Annotated in this window: 13 protein-coding genes; 2 read left to right on the top strand and 11 right to left on the bottom strand. The window is 61.6% G+C overall.

What is annotated here, in order from left to right; translation table 11 throughout:
* Window positions 1–30 precede the first annotated feature (30 nt).
* The 8 genes from AC3EA7_RS07825 to AC3EA7_RS07790 all read right to left on the bottom strand — a co-directional run bounded on the left by AC3EA7_RS07825 (window position 31) and on the right by AC3EA7_RS07790 (window position 7,738).
* On the bottom strand, window positions 31–1,038 hold the full coding sequence (locus tag AC3EA7_RS07825; RefSeq protein ID WP_488613481.1) for a carbohydrate ABC transporter permease: 1,008 nt from the start codon (window positions 1,036–1,038) through the stop codon (window positions 31–33).
* Between the two features lie 63 nt (window positions 1,039–1,101).
* Complete coding sequence (locus AC3EA7_RS07820; protein ID WP_488613480.1) at window positions 1,102–1,572, bottom strand: outer membrane protein assembly factor BamB family protein; 471 nt, start codon at window positions 1,570–1,572, stop codon at window positions 1,102–1,104.
* Between the two features lie 31 nt (window positions 1,573–1,603).
* Window positions 1,604–2,047 (bottom strand): outer membrane protein assembly factor BamB family protein, encoded by a 444-nt coding sequence (locus AC3EA7_RS07815; protein WP_488613479.1) that lies wholly within the window; start codon window positions 2,045–2,047, stop codon window positions 1,604–1,606.
* Between the two features lie 26 nt (window positions 2,048–2,073).
* Window positions 2,074–2,370, bottom strand: coding sequence for a hypothetical protein (locus tag AC3EA7_RS07810; RefSeq protein WP_488613478.1), 297 nt, complete (start codon window positions 2,368–2,370; stop codon window positions 2,074–2,076).
* A gap of 150 nt (window positions 2,371–2,520) precedes the next feature.
* Window positions 2,521–3,528 carry a LacI family DNA-binding transcriptional regulator gene (locus AC3EA7_RS07805; protein ID WP_488613477.1) on the bottom strand — a complete coding sequence of 336 codons (1,008 nt, stop codon included), beginning with the start codon at window positions 3,526–3,528 and terminating at the stop codon, window positions 2,521–2,523.
* Window positions 3,529–3,598: 70 nt separating this feature from the next.
* Window positions 3,599–3,913 carry an MGMT family protein gene (locus AC3EA7_RS07800; RefSeq protein ID WP_488613476.1) on the bottom strand — a complete coding sequence of 105 codons (315 nt, stop codon included), beginning with the start codon at window positions 3,911–3,913 and terminating at the stop codon, window positions 3,599–3,601.
* Window positions 3,910–5,886, bottom strand: a complete 1,977-nt coding sequence (locus AC3EA7_RS07795) for a serine/threonine-protein kinase (RefSeq protein WP_488613475.1) — start codon at window positions 5,884–5,886, stop codon at window positions 3,910–3,912. Before AC3EA7_RS07795 ends, AC3EA7_RS07800 begins: the two co-directional genes overlap by 4 nt.
* Before the next feature lie 10 nt (window positions 5,887–5,896).
* Window positions 5,897–7,738, bottom strand: coding sequence for a hypothetical protein (locus tag AC3EA7_RS07790; RefSeq protein ID WP_488613474.1), 1,842 nt, complete (start codon window positions 7,736–7,738; stop codon window positions 5,897–5,899).
* A 306-nt stretch (window positions 7,739–8,044) separates the two neighbouring features.
* Between AC3EA7_RS07790 and AC3EA7_RS07785 the strand changes: the two genes are divergently transcribed.
* Window positions 8,045–10,828 carry a transglycosylase domain-containing protein gene (locus AC3EA7_RS07785; protein WP_488613473.1) on the top strand — a complete coding sequence of 928 codons (2,784 nt, stop codon included), beginning with the start codon at window positions 8,045–8,047 and terminating at the stop codon, window positions 10,826–10,828.
* On the opposite strand, the gene AC3EA7_RS07780 is transcribed toward AC3EA7_RS07785, so the two are convergent.
* From AC3EA7_RS07780 to AC3EA7_RS07770, 3 genes are all read right to left on the bottom strand, one after another.
* On the bottom strand, window positions 10,829–11,452 hold the full coding sequence (locus AC3EA7_RS07780; protein ID WP_488613472.1) for a glucosaminidase domain-containing protein: 624 nt from the start codon (window positions 11,450–11,452) through the stop codon (window positions 10,829–10,831).
* A 384-nt stretch (window positions 11,453–11,836) separates the two neighbouring features.
* Complete coding sequence (locus AC3EA7_RS07775) at window positions 11,837–14,659, bottom strand: SdrD B-like domain-containing protein (RefSeq protein ID WP_488613471.1); 2,823 nt, start codon at window positions 14,657–14,659, stop codon at window positions 11,837–11,839.
* A gap of 19 nt (window positions 14,660–14,678) precedes the next feature.
* Window positions 14,679–15,773: a cytochrome c peroxidase gene (locus tag AC3EA7_RS07770; protein WP_488613470.1), complete on the bottom strand. Its 1,095-nt coding sequence runs from the start codon at window positions 15,771–15,773 to the stop codon at window positions 14,679–14,681.
* A gap of 696 nt (window positions 15,774–16,469) precedes the next feature.
* Here AC3EA7_RS07770 and AC3EA7_RS07765 point away from each other — a divergent pair.
* Window positions 16,470–16,883 carry a VOC family protein gene (locus tag AC3EA7_RS07765; RefSeq protein WP_488613469.1) on the top strand — a complete coding sequence of 138 codons (414 nt, stop codon included), beginning with the start codon at window positions 16,470–16,472 and terminating at the stop codon, window positions 16,881–16,883.
* Window positions 16,884–16,893 lie beyond the last annotated feature (10 nt).

The following is a 16,893-nucleotide window of genomic DNA, read 5'->3' as shown; positions in this document are numbered from 1 at the left end:
CTCCTGTTCATTCACGACCGTGCAGCCCGGTCAGATCGCTCCCTCTTCGTCCGACTCGTAGTGAACATAACGACGCGACACCCAGAACATGGCCAGCGTCAGCAGCAGGATGACGATCAGCAGAATCCACGCCTGCGCCGATGCCAATCCCATCCGGTAGCGCCGGAACGCATTCAAGAAGAGATACAGGTTGTAGAACATCGACGAATAGGCGGGAGCGCCGAGATTCATGCCGCCGGAAATGACATATGCCGCTGTAAACTGCTGCATAGCGCCAATGACGCCGGTAATGAAGGTGAACAGAATGACCGGCGAAATCATCGGGACAGTCACGTTGAAGAACTGCTGGATGCGATTGGCGCCATCGATCTCGGCGGCTTCGTAGAGCGCAGTGGGAACGCCTTGAAGCGCCGAGAGGTAGATCAGCATCGTCCCGCCGAATCCCCAGAGCGACATGAGCGTAAAGGACGGAATGACCCAGTTCGGATCCTGGAGCCAGCGCGGTCCGGTAATGCCGAGCGGGATCAAACCATTGGGACCGACCAGGTTACGGATGATCAGATTGATCGCGCCGAACTGCGGATTGAGCAGCCAGGAGAAGAGCAGCGCAACCGCGACGCTGCCGCCGAGCAGCGCGGGCAGATAGTAGAGCGTGCGAAAGACGCCGAGCGCCGGAACGCGCTGATTGAGCAGCACCGCCAGCATCAAACCGAAAGCGATGCCCAACGGAACGCTCAACAGGGTGTAATAGCCGGTGACCTGGAGCGACTTCCAGTACACCCGATCATTGAACAGGTTGATGTAGTTCTCGAAGCCAACCCACACCGGCGGACTCGCCACGTTGAACACTGTCATGCTGTAGTACGCAGACATGACAATCGGGTAGAGGGTAAATGCGAGAAACCCGATGACCCATGGCGAAATGAAGATCCAAAACCAGAGCGCTTCACGCCGCTCGATCTTTCCAGCCGGAATCAAGCCAAACAGGGCTGGCTTTCGTTTGCTCCGGGCCGGAACCTGCGCCGTTTGCACCGCCATACTGCACCTCCTGCACCCATGTGCGCCATTGCGCCGTCGTGTTTTGGGCTTTCCTCATGTTGTTCAGCTCAGTAGCTCGATCACTCTGCCATCGGTTGTGCGCACATAGACTGCGCGTCCGGCAATAATCGGCGCTGTCGTTGCCAGGCGCGGCACCGCTTGCGACCAGACGGTTGCTCCAGTTGCCATATCGAGCGCCGCAACCGACGCATCCGCTCCCATGCCGCTGATGATAAACACATACTCCTGCGTCAGCGCGGGAAGCGAAACGTAGTTGACATCCTGAAACGACCACAATTCACGACCGTCGCTGCGATTGAGCGCAAACAATTCATTCGTCGTCTTGACGAAGACCACGTCACCATGCGCCCCCGCAGGAATGAGCGCTTTGCCGGGAACGCTCTTCTCCCAGCGCCTGGCGCCGTCGCGTATGTCGAGCGCAATCATGTTTTGCCCGCTGCTGATCAGCACCAGATCGCCGGTCGCCACCGATGAGAAGTAGACGGCGGAATGCGCCGGATACGACCAGAGCATCCTTCCGGTTTCCTGATCAATCGCATAGAAATTAGGAAAAGTCGGAGACGAACACCCGCCCATCGGCAACTGCTGCAGATGAGGTGATGAAGTCCTGCGCGCTAAACTCCCAGCGGATCTTGCCGTTGATTGCATCCAGCGCGTAGAGTTCTTTGCCGGCGCCGACGTACACTGTGCTATCGACAACCACCGGCGAGGTCAGATGACCGCCAAAGTAGTTGTTGGCAGCGGCGCTCAACCGTTTGGGAGTAAACGTCCAGCGTTGCCGTCCGCTGCTCAGTTCCAGCGCCACCATTTGCCCCTGATTTGCCTGTTCCGCTCGGAAATACACCGTATCGCCAGCAATGGCGGGCGAGATGTAGGCGCCTTTCTGACGATATGCCCAGCGTTGCCGACCGGTGCGTATATCGATGGCGCTCAACGCATCTCTGGTTTCCAACAGCATGAGACCGCGAGCGATGACCGGCGGTGACACGCCTTCTTCAAACGACGCAGTGACAATCACGCGCTGTTGTGCAGCGGCGGCGCAATTGGCGTTTCGACAGCGCGTGTACGCGCCGGGTTCAACCCTTCCATCGCCCAGTCGCCCGAAAGATTGGGGTCAGCATGCACGGAATCAGGTTGAGTGAACGGGTTTGCAGGAGCAACCGGCGCCGTAGCGACCGGCACCGTCGTTGGGGTAGGGGGAGCAGATTTGGCTGGCGTCTGTGACGGCGGCCGCAGAGCGACATAGCCAATCGCGCCAAGAACGGCGAGAATGGCGATCATCCACAAGCCACGTTGCCCGCTGGCATTCATACCGTGCTCCGTCAGGATGGCAGAGCGGCAATCATCTGGTGTGCGGAGAAAAACCTGAGCGGCGCCCACGCAGAGATGACGTACCGCGCTGTACTGTTCTCTTGCCCGTGGTGCAGGTTCCAGGATTATAGAACCTGCAACGTCTCCCTGTCAATCTGTCGTGCAGCGCCCCGTCGAAGCGCGAACGACCAGTTCGGTCTCGACGGTATACCGCATCTGTTCTGGCGTTTCGCTATCGATCAGTCGGCAGACCAGATCGGCGGCCATTTCGCCCATGGCGCGCAACGGCTGGCGCATTGTCGTCAGCGGCGGGCACGCCAGCGCCGCCTCTGGCGTATCATCGAATCCGATGATCGAGAGATCATGCGGGATGCGCAGCCCGTAGCGCGCGGCGACGTGCAGCGTTCCAATTGCCATCAGATCGTTGCATGCAAAGATCGCCGTTGGTCGCGGATCGAGCGCCAGCAGGCGTTCAGCCCCCACGATGCCGCTGGCAAAGCTGAAATCACCCGATGCCGTCAACGCCGGATCGAATACGATACCGTAATCGTGCAGCACCGCCCTGTACCCATCGAGCCGCAACTGGCCAACGGGAATATCGCCCCGTCCGGTGATAATCCCGATCCGGCGGTGCCCAAGCCGGATCAGGTGTTCGGTTGCCAGGTACGCGCCGTGATAGTTATTCACGGTGATGCCGTAGACATCCAGATCGTACTGCAGGTCGATGTGGACAATCGGCACGCGCCCTGGCGCCAGGCGGCTCAGGCTCAGACTGTTTGCCAGCGGCAACACGATGACCAGCCCATCAATGCGACGGCTGCGCTGTAAGGTGTCGATGACATCGAATTGCGTCGCGTCTTCGACCGTCGCCAGCAGCATAAATCGCCCGCGACGGCGGAGCGCCTGTGCGACGCCGTCGATGGTTTGCGCGAAGAAGGTGGACGTAACAGTATCAACAATAATGCCGACGATGTCGGTGCGGTTGCGTGAGAGACTGACGGCTTGAGCGTTGGGGTGGTAGTCGAGTTCAGCGATGACGCGCAGCACGTGTTCGCGGGTCGCTTCCGCCACGTCGGGGCTATTGTTGATCACGCGCGAAACGGTCTGATACGACACGCCAGCGCGGAGCGCCACTTCGCGGATCGTGCTGCGTCGCATGCTTCCGCCCCTGGTATTGAGAAAAGCAAGTAATGTGATCGGTCACACTATAGCACACAGAATGAGTTTGTCAAGACAGTTTTCCGTCCCACAGATACGTTTTCAGATCGACGTAGCCGCGCTCGTCGAAGACGACCCCTTCGGCTTCCAGGAGCGCGCGCTGTAATTCAGCGTGGTACTCATTGCTGATGCGCCCGGCAGCATTGATCACACGCCACCAGGGCACCTCGCGCGCCCGCGCGGGACCAAGCGCGTGCAGCGCCCATCCGACGCCGCGCGCGCCGCGCGGAACCGGCGTCATTGCTGCAATCCGCCCATATGTCGAGACCCGTCCGCGCGGGATGCAGCGGACAATTTCGTAGACGTCGTCGTAGTAACTCTTCATGGCGTAAAGGTATCATCATACCGCTCGAACGTTCCATCGGTGTACAGGACGTAGATCGTTTTCCCTCGTCCTAATCCCTCACGGCTATAGATCATCACGCCGCCGGTGAATGGCTGGTATGCGCCTTCGATCTCGTCGCTCTGCGGGCGTAGCGCAAAGCCGAGATTCTGGCGCACCCCCGGGTTAGCCGCCCAGATGATGCCGAAGGTGTTGGTTGGCGTCTGCAAGCCTGCCGGCGGCGTCGGGGTCGCGGGGGTATCGGGCGGCAGCGGCACGGGAAAGGAGAAACGCTGCCACTCGCCGCGCGCGAAACCCACCAGAACGAAAATATCGCCGATCGGCAGGAATGAGGTCATACTGCCGCCCTCGAAGCGCTGCTCGATGAGCGTGCGGTCGCCGCCGCGCTCGATGTCGGCCGGGCATCTGAGACGCCGCGCCACTGTTGCGTTCTTATTCCAGATCTCACCGAAGCCGCGGATGGGCGCAATCGGGCATGGCGTCGGCGTTGGCGTCGCGCTCGGCGTAAACGTTGCCGTTTCGGTCGGCGTCGCCGACGGTGTTGGCGTCACCGATGGCGTTGGCGTTGGCGTCTCGGTCGGCGCAGCGGTTGGCGTCGCGGTTGGCGCAGCCGTCGGGCGCGGGGTCGCCGTTGGCGGAACCGGCGTATCGGTCGGAGGAGAAGTGGCGGTTGGCGGTGCGGTCGGCGTCGCCGATGGCTCGGGTGTTGCGGTTGGAGTGGGGGTTCCGGTCGGCGTCGGAGTGAATGTCTGTGTCGGCGTTGCAGTGTCAACAACCGGCGGCAGGGTTGGCGTCGGCGATTGCGCGATCAGCAACCTGCCCGCTAGCACGGCTCCGCCGCCGCCGAGGATCAGGGCGCCCAGAGCCAGCAGCGCCAGTAACGCCGGATGCAACGGACGGTGCGGCGGTGCAGCGCCTTCTGCTGGCGGCGCCGGTGGGGGCGCCTCCTGTCGTGTGGAAGGCGGGCGCGCATCGCCGATGCCGGTCGGCGCATCAGGAGCGACGCGCACCACGTCCGGCGCCGGTCGTGGCGCAGCAGCAACCGCACGAGGCAGCGGCGCTTCCATCCGCTCTGCCGATTGCAGTGCACGCGCAAATTCTCCGGCGGTGCGGTAGCGGTCGTCGGGACGGCGCGCCAGCGCCAGGCGGATCGCGGCGCCAATCGGCTGCGGAATGGTCGGGACGAGCGCCGAGGGATCGACAATGGCGCCTTCGAGATGTCCCAGCAGCACTTCCTGCGTCGTTCCTTCGAATGGGCTGCGCCCGGTGAGACAGCGAAACGCCAGCACACCCAGCGCATACACATCCGCGCGCCCGTCGATGCGCGTATCACCGCGGATCTGTTCCGGCGCCATGTATTCCGGCGTGCCGACCAGAAAGCCGGTCGTGGTGGTTCCCGGCGTATCGAGCGCCTTTGCAATGCCAAAATCGGTCAGGATCGCGCGCATACCCGGCGCCGTCAGGCGCACCCGTTCCAGTGCGGAAGGGTCGCGCCCGTCCCACGGAACGCCCAACCCTTCCAGAATGATATTTGCCGGCTTGATGTCGCGGTGAATCACGCCGCGCGCGTGGGCATAATCGAGCGCAGCAGCAAGTTGATCGATCAGTGCAATAGTCTCATCGACCGTCAGGCGCTGGCGCGCCCGCAGCACATCGGCGAGCGAGGGACCATCGAGCAGGCGCATGGCAATGAACGCCAGCCCATTGAACTCGCCAACGTCGTAGATCGGCACAATGCCAGGATGATCGAGACGCGCAGCGAGCACCGCTTCGCGCCGAAACCGTTCGACGAGCGCGGCATCGCCGAGGAATTGCGGGTAGAGCACTTTCAGCGCCACATCGCGTTGCAGCGCCGTATCGCGCGCGCGGTAGACCGCCGCCATGCCGCCGCGCCCCAGCAGCGCGATCACTTCATACCGATCCACCCGGCGACCAACCAGATCTTCGAGCCGCATAGCGTTCCTGTCAACCAACAAAGAAACCGTTGACAAACAATGCTGCCGTCCACACCAGCAGCGTAAGCGCCACAGGCGTCGCCAGCAGCAGCACGGGACGACGCTCGATCAGCAGCGCCGCAGCAACGAACGCGGGCAACGCCAGCAGCACATACCGCGGGAGCGAATGCGAGACATTCGTCAGATACGCTGGCGCGAGCATTGCAATGGTCGCCAGCCCGTAGACCAGCGGCAGACGACGCAGCACGACCGCCGCCAACCCGGCGAACGCCAACCAGACGAGCAGTTGAAAGACGCGCGTGGGCCAGCGACCGCTCCAGTGATCGGCGCCGGCAACGATCGTCTCGATCATCATACGTGGTTGCACCCATGGCAGACTCAGTTGCTGATCCCAGATATCGCGCTGGGTCTGCATAAAAAGAAACGGTGACCCGAAGCGCCACCACTGGTATGCCATAAACAACCCCAGACCGAGCGCCGGCAACAACGGTGCCAGGTACGCACGCGTCAACGGCGGTCGCCGCCAGCCGGCATGTTCCAGTAACGCCAGTGCAATGACCGGCACCATCAGCACGCCTGGCAGCCGGGTCAGGCTCAGGAGGAATCCGGCGACGCCTGCAAGCAGCCAGCGCCGGCGGCGTAATCCCCACAGCGTCAGCGCCAGCAACGCCAGCGCTACCGACTCGGCGTACACAGCGCCTAAAAAGAAAGACGTGGGAAAGCACAACAGCGTTGCGATCGACCGGTAGGCAATCTGCGCATCGAAGTCGCGCCTGACGACATCGGCGAAGATCAACACAGCGGCGAAAAGCGCACAGTGTGTCACAATCAGCCCGGCCACAACGGCATCGCCTCCGGTTAACGGCAGCCCCATCCGAATGAGGAGCGGGTAGAGCGGCAGAAATGCCATATTTGCGTACTCCTCCGGCGGGTACTGGTATCCCAGGGTCACAATGCTCAGGTACAACCGCGAATCCCACTGCGACCAGGCTGTGCCAATCACGTGATCGAACGGCACGTACACCGGAATGGACAATGCAGCCAGCGCTCTGGCGTCGCTGATGATCCACTGCGCCAGCGGAGAGAGCCAGGCGCTGGTCTGTAATGCGACCCACGCGACCACCCACAGCGTCACACGCCACGTGACCACCAGCAATGCAACCGCAACCAGGGTTCGCCGGACGAGCCAGGACGGCGGGCGCGCCGCCAGTGCGCCAAATGCCGCTGTGACCGCTCCTGCGACGCTCCAGAGAACCGGCGAGGCGCTCTGGCTGCGCAGCACCCAGACGACCCATACCGTTCCAATCGCTGCCAGCGCCAGAAGCGCCAGCGCCAGTCGATGGTCATCGACCAGCAGAGTAATGGCGATCCATGCGCTGCCAATCAGGACCAGCGCGATACCCAACATTTGGAGCGCAGGCAGCGCCCATCCCTTCGAACGTATCTCCAGATGGTCGAGCAACAACCCCAACTGACGGGTATCGCCTGGCGGCTGGAGCGTGGCGCTCGTCAGACGCACCGCCAGCGCGCCGCGGGCATCGGCTGGCGCTAGAAAGCGGAACACCCGTATCGGACCAACGTCGCCAATAGCAGCGTTGCGCCTGCCGATCTCGATGCCTGCCGGCAGGGGATCGTGCCCGCCAGGACCACCCATCCGCACCAGAACTTCATACATGCCAGCGCCGGCCATTGGCGCCAGAATGAGCGACTGCCCCTGAGAGTAGGCATACGACATGGCGGCGTTGTACTCCGAACCATACAGGCGGGAAATCGGGGCAGGCTGGCTGCCAATATCATACACGGCGCGCAGGGGCGACAGGTACAACACAACAATGGCAGCGATCGTCGCCATGCCTATCGCGATTGATCCTCGCACGAAGAACGCGCTTCGCCGGAGGAACTGCTGATCAATGACCATGAAGGAACCTTATCAGGGCCTCCCGCAGGTTCCATGGCGTTCGACAAAAGTTCGGCATCGCCCGGTCTAGCCCGCGCAGGCGGGCTTCGCTTTCCATAGCCCACGGCTTCAGTCGCCAGGCGGGCGAGTGGATAGCAGAGTATTTATTCCAATTTCATCAAACCGGCGGGAAGCGCCCCAATTTCACGACGGCGATTATAGCATCTGCGACCAGATGCGCAATGTGTTACAATCGAAGGTATGGACAGTATACGCCGAAACCGTCGTTCCCGATCGCCGGGCCGCGCACCGTTGCCGCCAGGCATGTTGCGACGCGGGCGCACCGTTGAGCCAGACATCCGGATGGGCAGCGTGCTGGCGCGCCTGTTACTGGCACTCCTGGCGCTGAGCGTCGTGATAGCGCTGGGGGTCGTCGGGGTGGCGTACAGCGCCTATAGCGATCTTGCCGCATCGCTCAAACCGCGCCTGGCAGCCATCGAGAACCGCGAGAGTTTTGAAACCACGCGGTTGTACGACCGCAATGGGCAACTCCTCTACGAGTTCTTTGGCGCCGGAAAACGCACCCGCGTATCGATCGACCAGGTTTCAACCTACCTGATCAGCGCTACGGTCGCCATCGAGGATCGCACGTTCTTCGAGAATCGCGGCGTCGATTATGTGGGCATCGCGCGCACGCTGCTGACCAGCCTCCAGGCAGGCGAGGAAACCGGCGGCGCTTCGACCATCACGCAGCAGTTGATCAAAAACGTCGTGCTGAGCGACGAGGAGCGCCGGTACGAAAACCGGTATCAGCGCAAGATCACCGAGATTATTCTGGCGCAGGAACTCTCGGAGCAGTACTCGAAGAGCGACATTCTCGAGTTGTATCTGAACGAGATCTACTACGGCAACCTGGCATATGGCATCGAAGCCGCATCCAACGTCTATTTCGGCATTCCGGCGAAGGACCTGAACCTGCCGCAGGCGGCGCTCCTGGCGGGGTTGCCGCAGTTGCCGAATGTCTACGATCCGTTCAACTATCTCGATGGTGGCGTGCTCAAAGGTGTGCGCCTGGAAGATGGCTGGCTCAGCCCATCATACCGCCTGCCGACCGGCGCCCCGCCGCCGAAGTGGCGGCAGGTCGCTGTGCTGCGGCAGATGGTGGACGAAGGGATTATCACCGACCAGGTCGCCCGTCGTGCAGCGGCGGTCGATCTCACCTTCGCCAGCCAGGACGTGCCGCTCAATGCGCCGCACTTCGTCTTCTACGTGCGCCGTCTGCTGGAGGAAGAGTACGGTCCGCAATTCGCCAATATGGGGCTGTCGGTCTACACGACCATCGACCTCGATCTCCAGCGGATGGCGCAGGAGAAGGCTGCTGAACGCATCCAGGAATTGGAAGAGCGCAATATTCACAACGCAGCGGTCGTCATTCTTCAGCCGAACACGGGCCAGATTCTGGCAATGGTCGGCAGCATCGATTACAACGCAACGATCCCGACAAAAACCCCCGGCGAAACGGGCAATGTGCTCGATGGGCAGGTCAATGTCACGGTGCGCGAGCGACAACCCGGATCGGCGCTCAAGCCCTTCACCTATCTGGCGGCAATGGAACGCGGCATGACGCCGGAGACGGTCATCTGGGACGTGCCGACGAAGTTCCCGCTGATCGCAGGCGAGTGGTACGAGCCGCAGAACTACAACGGCCGCTGGAACGGTCCGGTGCGAATGCGTGCGGCGCTCGCCAACTCACTGAACATGCCGGCGGTCAAGGCGCTGAAGTTTGCCGGCATCGATCAAACCATCGGGCTGCTGCGCCGCGCCGGTATCACCACGCTCCAGCGCGGCAGCGGGTTCTACGGGCTGGCGCTGACCCTGGGAGGCGGTGAAGTGACGCCGCTGGAATTGACCGCCGCCTACAACACCCTGGCAAGCGGCGGGCGCTACTATCCGCCGGTCGCCATTCTGAAGGTTGTCGATTCAAACGGACGGACGCTGCAGGAGTTCCGACCAACGCTCCGCCCGCAGACGCTCAATCCGGATCATGTCGCAATCATTACCGACATCTTGAGCGACGACACAGCGCGCGCGCCGGTCTGGGGGTTGAACAGCAAACTGAAACTCTCTCGTCCGGCGGCGGTCAAAACCGGCACCTCGAACGACTGGCGCGACGCCTGGGCCGTCGGATACACGCCGTATGCGACCGTCGGCGTGTGGACCGGCAACAACAACAATGAACCAACGAAGAAGGTCGAGAGTCTGACCGGCGGCGGTGTGATCTGGCACAATATTATGGAAGAATTGTTTGCCAATCCGAAGTTTCAGCGGCTGCTCGCCGAACCGTATCCCGATGGTCGTTTGCCGCTCGATTTTACAAAACCTTCGTGGCTGGTGCGTAAACCGATCTGCCCGCTGCCGGGACCCTACCACGTCTCGAGGGAGGAACTGTTTGCGCCGGATATGCTGCCCGCCGGCTCTGCGCAGGTTTCCGACACGGCGCAACTCTGCCGTGATGTGTTCACCGAAGTGCAGTTCGTGCGGTTGAGCGATGCTCCTATCGAGGCAACCAGTCTCATTACCGATACCGCGATTGCAGGGCAATGGTACTGCATCCCCGGCGACGGACAGGGCGCAGCGTCAGAACAGGTGACGACGATCCTGACCTGGAACGTGCCGCCGCCCGACCCCGATGAGCAGATCGTGTACCGATGGGAAGGGATGAGCGCTTCGATTGGCGACCGAACTGTCGCGCCGGTCATTGCCTCTGCCATTCCTGCGTGCACGGCAGATATGCTCATTCCCTACGCGCCGCCCACGCCGGGCGCAGTGCGCATGCCGGATCTGCGGCGCTTCGGCGAGAACCAGGCGAAGGAGCAACTGGCCGCGCTTGGCATTTTCAACGTCTATGTCGATTACCAGACGCGCGACCGCATTCCCGATGTGTTCGACGAATACACGCCGTATGCCGTCGTCAGCACGCTGCCTGCCCCCGGTGAGTGGATCGACCCGAAAATGACCGTTGTGCTCGGTGTGCGCGCGCCGTAATCACCTGCCTGTGACGATGCGCGCAGCAATGGCCGCAATCTTCGCGCCATAATCGACGCCAGGGCTGGCCCATCCCTGTCCCGTCGGGTTATGCACCTTGCCGAGTTGCTTGAGGATCGGCGCCGAGCCGCGCATGCGCGCTAGCAGCGGCCGGTAGCGCAGCGCGCGCTCGATGGCGGCGCGCTGCACCGGATTCTCTGCGCCAATTGGGAGCGCATACGCAAGCAATCGCCCGACATGCGCCGGTATTGCGTCATGCTCCCAGGTAGCGAAACTGACTCCCGCTTCCCACTGCTGCCGTTGGGGGTTGAATGCCCAACCAGCCGTATTCGGCGGCGGGGTTGTTTGCTTTTGACCGGTGACGCCGATCCCCGCCGGATTGCGCTGTGGGCGCGCCGCCCAGAAACTGGTCAGGTTGCCGGTTTCGTGGATCATCTGCGCCACCGCCAGCGTTGGGTCGATGCCGACCTCGGCGCACAAGCGCCAGTATGCCGGCACAATGACCGCCTCGATGTCGTGCGCGGTGTATTCGCCGTGCGGGCGCGCCAGGATGAAGGCTGCCAGTTGCGCGACGCTGGCGGTTGGTCTGCCAAGGATCGGCGTCTGTTCGGTAAACAAGGGCATGTCCTTATCGAGCGATCAATCAGATGTTGCACAATAATGACCCGTCTTGACCGTCCTGCGGCGGACGTTGGCTGAGCCTGTCGAAGCCAACGTCCGCCGCGCCACATCCTTGATTGTCCGTGTTTGACTTCACTGCAAAAAGCTGTCAACCACGAAGGTCACAAAGGGACACACAGGACATGCGCTTCATCTTTATCACCCTTCGTGTGCTTCGTGTCCCTGGTGGTGAAGCCTTCCATGACTTCACGGCAAAAAGCAACCACGAAGGTCGCCAAGGGACACAAAGGACATGCGCTTCATCTTTATCACCCTTCGTGCGCTTCGTGTCCCTGGTGGTGAAGGGGGTAGGCGAAGGCAGTGCCTTCGCCTACCCGGCTACCCGGCTTACCGGACGATCAGCGGCATCACTACCCGATACAGCGGCGATGCCGCCGGCGCCTGCGCCTTTGCCGGACCATACTGGTTGATCTGTCCGGTCGTTTCGATCTCCTCAAGCCAGTATGTGTACGATGTGTCCGTTTGCGCAGTTACGTCACGCCATTCATACGCCGCGCCGCTGCCGGGGCTGCCGCGCGCGCGGATGAGCGCTGGCGTCACGAGGACCGCGTCGTCGCTGCGCCCGGTAGCGCTGCGCAGCAGACGGAAGCCGGCAGTATCAAGTTCCAGCATGGTCCCCCAACGAACAATCAGCGTTCCGCCTTCCCAGCCAGCCGTAAAGTACTCAAGCACAATCGCCGTAGGAATGCCCTCGAAGAACCCGAAGTCGTAGGTGTGGTTGTTCGTTCCGGCAGCCGCATGATTATCATACGGAATGACGAACACCGCGTTATTCCCGACCGTCACGCCATCGGAGTCGCGGCTGTCGCCATTCGGGCTGTCGTCGTTGTTTGCGAATGTCAGCGTCAGGTTGTTCAACGGCTGTTGCTGATTCGGACCGGTAATGTTCGGAATGCGGATCTCGTATTCCGATGCGCCGCCTGGCGTGCCGGTGCGGGTGCGAATGCCGATCCCGCCGTCGTGGATGATATTGTCCTCGAGGTTGGCGTCCACCGGGTCTCTGCCACTGCGGAAGTAGTACGTCCCCTCGGCATCAGTTACCGCAACGCCAATCCGCTGACCATTGCGCCACAATTCAACCGTCACGCCGGGGATGGGCGGTTCATCCGGGTCCTGCACGCCATTGCGATTGGCATCGAGCCAGACGCGGTTCCCGATTTCGATCGGCGCCTGATCGCAAAACGTTTCCAGGTCGCCAAGTCCTGCCGATTTGCCGAATGTCGCTCGCCGCACCCGCGTGCCTGGCGGTGAACCGATCGGTTGATCCGTCCCGAAGATCGTATAGGCATTGATAAAGGCGCCGTTGGCGGCATTGAACCAGCGCAGACCGCCGGAGCGGACCTGACCTCCCTGTCCTGCCAGCAATGCATCATAAGCCGTGGTAATCACCTGGCGCTGACCATAATGCACCGCCATGCCGCCGATGGTCACTTCATCGTGGGCTGTGCCATACTCATCGCGGTTGTAGAACTCGCCATTTCCCGGACCCTGCCGGTTGTTCGTCGAGCCGCCGACTAGACCGCCAGGGCATGCGCCAGCGTTTTCCAGGCTATAGCCGGAAGGCGCTGCAGGGTCAACGCATACGCGCAGCAGATCACCGGCAGCCACGCCATCGTACTCGCCTGTGTCAGTCGCAATCGTGCTATAGTTGCGGTTGCCCAATTGCATGCCCGCGCGATCATTGAACGCAACCAGGATAGCGCCATCGACATCGAAATCGATTGCGGTCAGCATCGGTTGCGGGTATATCGTCTGTCCAAAGGGACCCTGACCGGGCAACGGCACAGGTGGTCCGATATCACTCCACTCATTGATCCAGGGCAGCCAGGCGGCAGACACCCGATTGCCAGGACCCGCGTTCGAAGCCCGACCACGCGGATAGTTGAGCAGGAATGAGAAGACCTCGGTGAAATTCCCTGCCGCTCCATTCGGATCGTGGCGATAGATATGCGCTGTCAGATCGGTCGTGTCGATGTTCTTCCCGGCGTAGGGGAGTTCTCCCGAACAGACACCGCCGACGTACACCTGACCGGCATACGCCTTGACTGCCCACGGACGAAACACGCCATCGCTGCACTCAGGCGCTGGCAGAGGATGGACAGTGATATCTGCGGCTGTCGGTGTAACTGGCGGAACGCCAATCCGAATCTCGAGCAGCGTTCGGGCGGTCAGGTTGACGACCCACAGCGTCTCTTCATCTTCCGAGAGCGAAATGCCGCCGATGCCAAGTTTGCCAATCGCGTCGAACGCTGCGGGATCGCGGCTCGGATCGGCTTCGTTGATGGCCAGGTCGCCAGGACTGCGCGGATCAGGACCGACTGCGACGCCGGACGGATACCCGGCGGTATTCAAGTCGATCAGCACAGCGGGAGCAACGACCCCATCGCGATCAATACGGTAGATAGCGCCAATGCCGCCTGCGCCAAAACCGACGTAGCGTTTCACGACCGCCGAAGCCAGCAGTGTTCGGCTGGAACGCTGATAGGCCAGCCCCCACGTCGCACCGACCTGCTGGCCGGTCGCAAGATACACATTATCGCCGGGACCGGTGGTGGCAGGGTCGAATGGAACTTGCACAATTGCGAATCGGCTCGCTGTCGAGCCGCCGCCCTGCGGGTCGCCGTTCGTATAGCAACTGGTAACGAGATCTGGTCCCTGCTGGCAATACTCTGCCGGATTGTGCAGCGCAAAATTGATATTCGACGAGTTGCCGTCCGGCACGAACTGAATGCTGGTGTTGTTGCTCGCGCCCTGGACTGCGGGACGCATATACGCGGGCCAGCCGCTGAACTCGATGCGGTACGGTCCTGTGCCGCCGGCATTGAGGGTGTAACTCCCAATCGCCGGCGTATTCAGCGCGGTACACTCCGCTATCGGGTTTCCAGGACCGAGGCAGAGTGTGGCAAAGCTCACCGTAACACCCACTGCCGCGCCTGACGAGTCATAAGCAGTGACCGCAATGCCGCCGACGCCGGGTTCGTTTTCGTCACGCACACCATCACCATCGAAATCACGGAACACATTGCCACTTATGACGCCAGCCGCCTGAACCCCGGCGGCCATTGGGAGAGCAGCCGCGATGAGCGCCATAATCAGCGCGCCGACCATCAGAGCCGGCGCGCGCCGTCCGGGGGGCAAAAAACGTTGCATGGTTCATCCTCCTGTGCGTTTACCGGGAGCGCGCGCGAACAGCCGGGGTTCGCGCATCAAATGGGAACGGATCGGCGAATGCGGGGTTGCGTAGCGACTCTTCGTCGGTCAGCGCCTCGAGAAATGCGATCAGGTCGCGGCGTTCATCGTCGCTCAACACAAACCCGGCGATCAGCGGGTGGCGCGCGGCGATGCGCTCTGGTTCAGCGCCGCCGCCCTGACGCCCGCCTGATTCGTAGAAACGAAGAACTGCATCGAGCGTGGGCAGACTTCCGTCGTGCATATAGGGCGCCGTCACCGCCACGTTCCGCAACGGCGGCACGCGGAACCGGTAGGCATCCGCCAGGTTCCCCGTCTGCTCCGCCAGACCGCGATCCGGGCTGCGACCAGCGCCTGTGGCGACATATGTCAGATCAGACCAGCGTGGCGGCGTGGCGCGCTCCGGCGGCGCAATGTCAACGTGGCAATGACCACACGCCAGCCCTGGCGAAAAGAAGAGCGCCAGACCGCGTTTCGCGCTGTCGCTCAGCGCAGCGTCTTCGCCATAGTAGACATATCGGTCATAAGGCGTGTTACGCGCAGCCAGCGAACGAACAAAGACCGCCAGCGCGTCGGTCATGCGTTGCCAGGTAAACGGATCGGCATCCGCAGGAAACGCAGCAGCAAATTGATGGAGATACGCCGGATCGGTTCGCAGCCGGTCAATCACCATGGTTTCATATCCTGCAACGCCCATCTCTGGCGGGTCGGCGGTAAAAAGTGCGCGCGCTATTTGTTGCTCCAGCCGCCGAATATCGGCATTCGCCCAGGTCAACACAGATAGTTCACCGCTGTTGAACAGTCCTGGCGCGTTCCGCCGCAACGGGACGCCGGTAGCGCCGATCGGAACAACCCGTCCATCACTGAACCCCAACTCCTGCCGGTGACAGGTGGCGCACGCAATCTGGCCATTCACTGACAGGCGCCGATCATAAAAGAGCCAGCGCCCCAGTTCGATCATCGCCTCTGGCGATCGGCCGGGTGCTGGCGTTTCGGCAGCAGGAACAAACCCTCGCACCACGGTGACGAGCGCCACAATGAATAGGGCGATGCCCAAGAGAAAAGCCAGGCGCATTGCAGCCTTTCTGAAAGTGCTTGAACCTTACATTGTAGTGAGCGTGGGCTGAGCCTGTCGAAGCCCACGCCAATCCATGTAGTGAGCGTGGGCTGAGCCTGTCGAAGCCCACGCCAATCACCACGTCGTTTTGCCCAAAAAGAGCGCCGCCACCCCTCGGCGTCTGTAAAACGCCGCTGATTGCTTTAGCCATGCGCCAGCGTTGCTACGACGTATGTGCATTTATGTATGGCTGGTCGTACTATCCTATCACGTGGAACGAGACAGATCAAATGTCAAAATCGTCAAAAAAGCGCTGCGTGTCTGACAGTTTTGTTCCTTATTCCGAAACGCTTGTAGGAAGATCAATCTAAACCCGGACACCCACGCTTGCACCTGTGGAACGGTTGGCGTTGGCTGAGCCTGTCGAAGCCACCGCCGATCCTTCACAACCCAGAAGAGGCGTTGGCTGAGCCTGTCGAAGCCGCCGCCGATCCTTCACAACCCAGAAGAGGCGTTGGCTGAGCCTGTCGAAGCCGCCGCCGATCCTTCACAACCCAGAAGAGGCGTTGGCTGAGCCTGTCGAAGCCACCGCCGATCCTTCACAACCCAGAAGAGGCGTTGGCTGAGCCTGTCGAAGCCACCGCCGATCACGAGATTGTCTCATATCCGGTTGATCTTCCTGTTAGGGTATACTTGTTGCACAGCAGTTTCAGCATGAAAGGCACACCTATGCGACTCGAACACATCGCCCTGAACGTTGCGGACCCCGATGCCATGGCGCAGTGGTACGTCACGCATCTGGGGATGCAGATTGTGCGTCATATTCCGACGCCCAACGCAATCTATTTTCTGTCCGACTCGGCGCAGCGCAGCGTGATCGAGATCTACCGCAACCCTGCTGCTCCCATTCCCGACTACGCCTCCCTGTCACCGCTAGCGCTGCACCTGGCATTCAACACAGATGACATGGAAGGCGATATTGCGCAGTTGGTCGCTGCGGGCGCAACCCACGTCTCACCCATCGAAACGACGCCCTCCAACGACCGGCTGACATTCCTGCGCGACCCGTGGCACGTTGCGATTCAGTTGGCGCAGCGGAATACGCCGCTCCTGCAACCGGCGCCGTAACCGTCATACC

The sequence above is a fragment of the Roseiflexus sp. genome, from assembly GCF_057785375.1.
Note: the sequence above shows the minus strand (reverse complement) of the source record. Positions and strands in the feature narration are given on the sequence as shown.

Excerpts from the sequence above, each read along its gene's own strand:
- AC3EA7_RS07775 (WP_488613471.1), bottom strand. The coding sequence starts at position 14,659 with ATGCAACGTTTTTTGCCCCCCGGACGGCGCGCGCCGGCTCTGATGGTC.
- AC3EA7_RS07795 (WP_488613475.1), bottom strand. The coding sequence starts at position 5,886 with ATGCGGCTCGAAGATCTGGTTGGTCGCCGGGTGGATCGGTATGAAGTG.
- AC3EA7_RS07810 (WP_488613478.1), bottom strand. The coding sequence starts at position 2,370 with ATGAATGCCAGCGGGCAACGTGGCTTGTGGATGATCGCCATTCTCGCC.
- AC3EA7_RS07770 (WP_488613470.1), bottom strand. The coding sequence starts at position 15,773 with ATGCGCCTGGCTTTTCTCTTGGGCATCGCCCTATTCATTGTGGCGCTC.
- AC3EA7_RS07765 (WP_488613469.1), top strand. The coding sequence starts at position 16,470 with ATGAAAGGCACACCTATGCGACTCGAACACATCGCCCTGAACGTTGCG.
- AC3EA7_RS07800 (WP_488613476.1), bottom strand. The coding sequence starts at position 3,913 with ATGAAGAGTTACTACGACGACGTCTACGAAATTGTCCGCTGCATCCCG.
- AC3EA7_RS07780 (WP_488613472.1), bottom strand. The coding sequence starts at position 11,452 with ATGCCCTTGTTTACCGAACAGACGCCGATCCTTGGCAGACCAACCGCC.
- AC3EA7_RS07790 (WP_488613474.1), bottom strand. The coding sequence starts at position 7,738 with ATGGCGACGATCGCTGCCATTGTTGTGTTGTACCTGTCGCCCCTGCGC.
- AC3EA7_RS07825 (WP_488613481.1), bottom strand. The coding sequence starts at position 1,038 with ATGGCGGTGCAAACGGCGCAGGTTCCGGCCCGGAGCAAACGAAAGCCA.
- AC3EA7_RS07820 (WP_488613480.1), bottom strand. The coding sequence starts at position 1,572 with ATGCTCTGGTCGTATCCGGCGCATTCCGCCGTCTACTTCTCATCGGTG.
- AC3EA7_RS07805 (WP_488613477.1), bottom strand. The coding sequence starts at position 3,528 with ATGCGACGCAGCACGATCCGCGAAGTGGCGCTCCGCGCTGGCGTGTCG.
- AC3EA7_RS07785 (WP_488613473.1), top strand. The coding sequence starts at position 8,045 with ATGGACAGTATACGCCGAAACCGTCGTTCCCGATCGCCGGGCCGCGCA.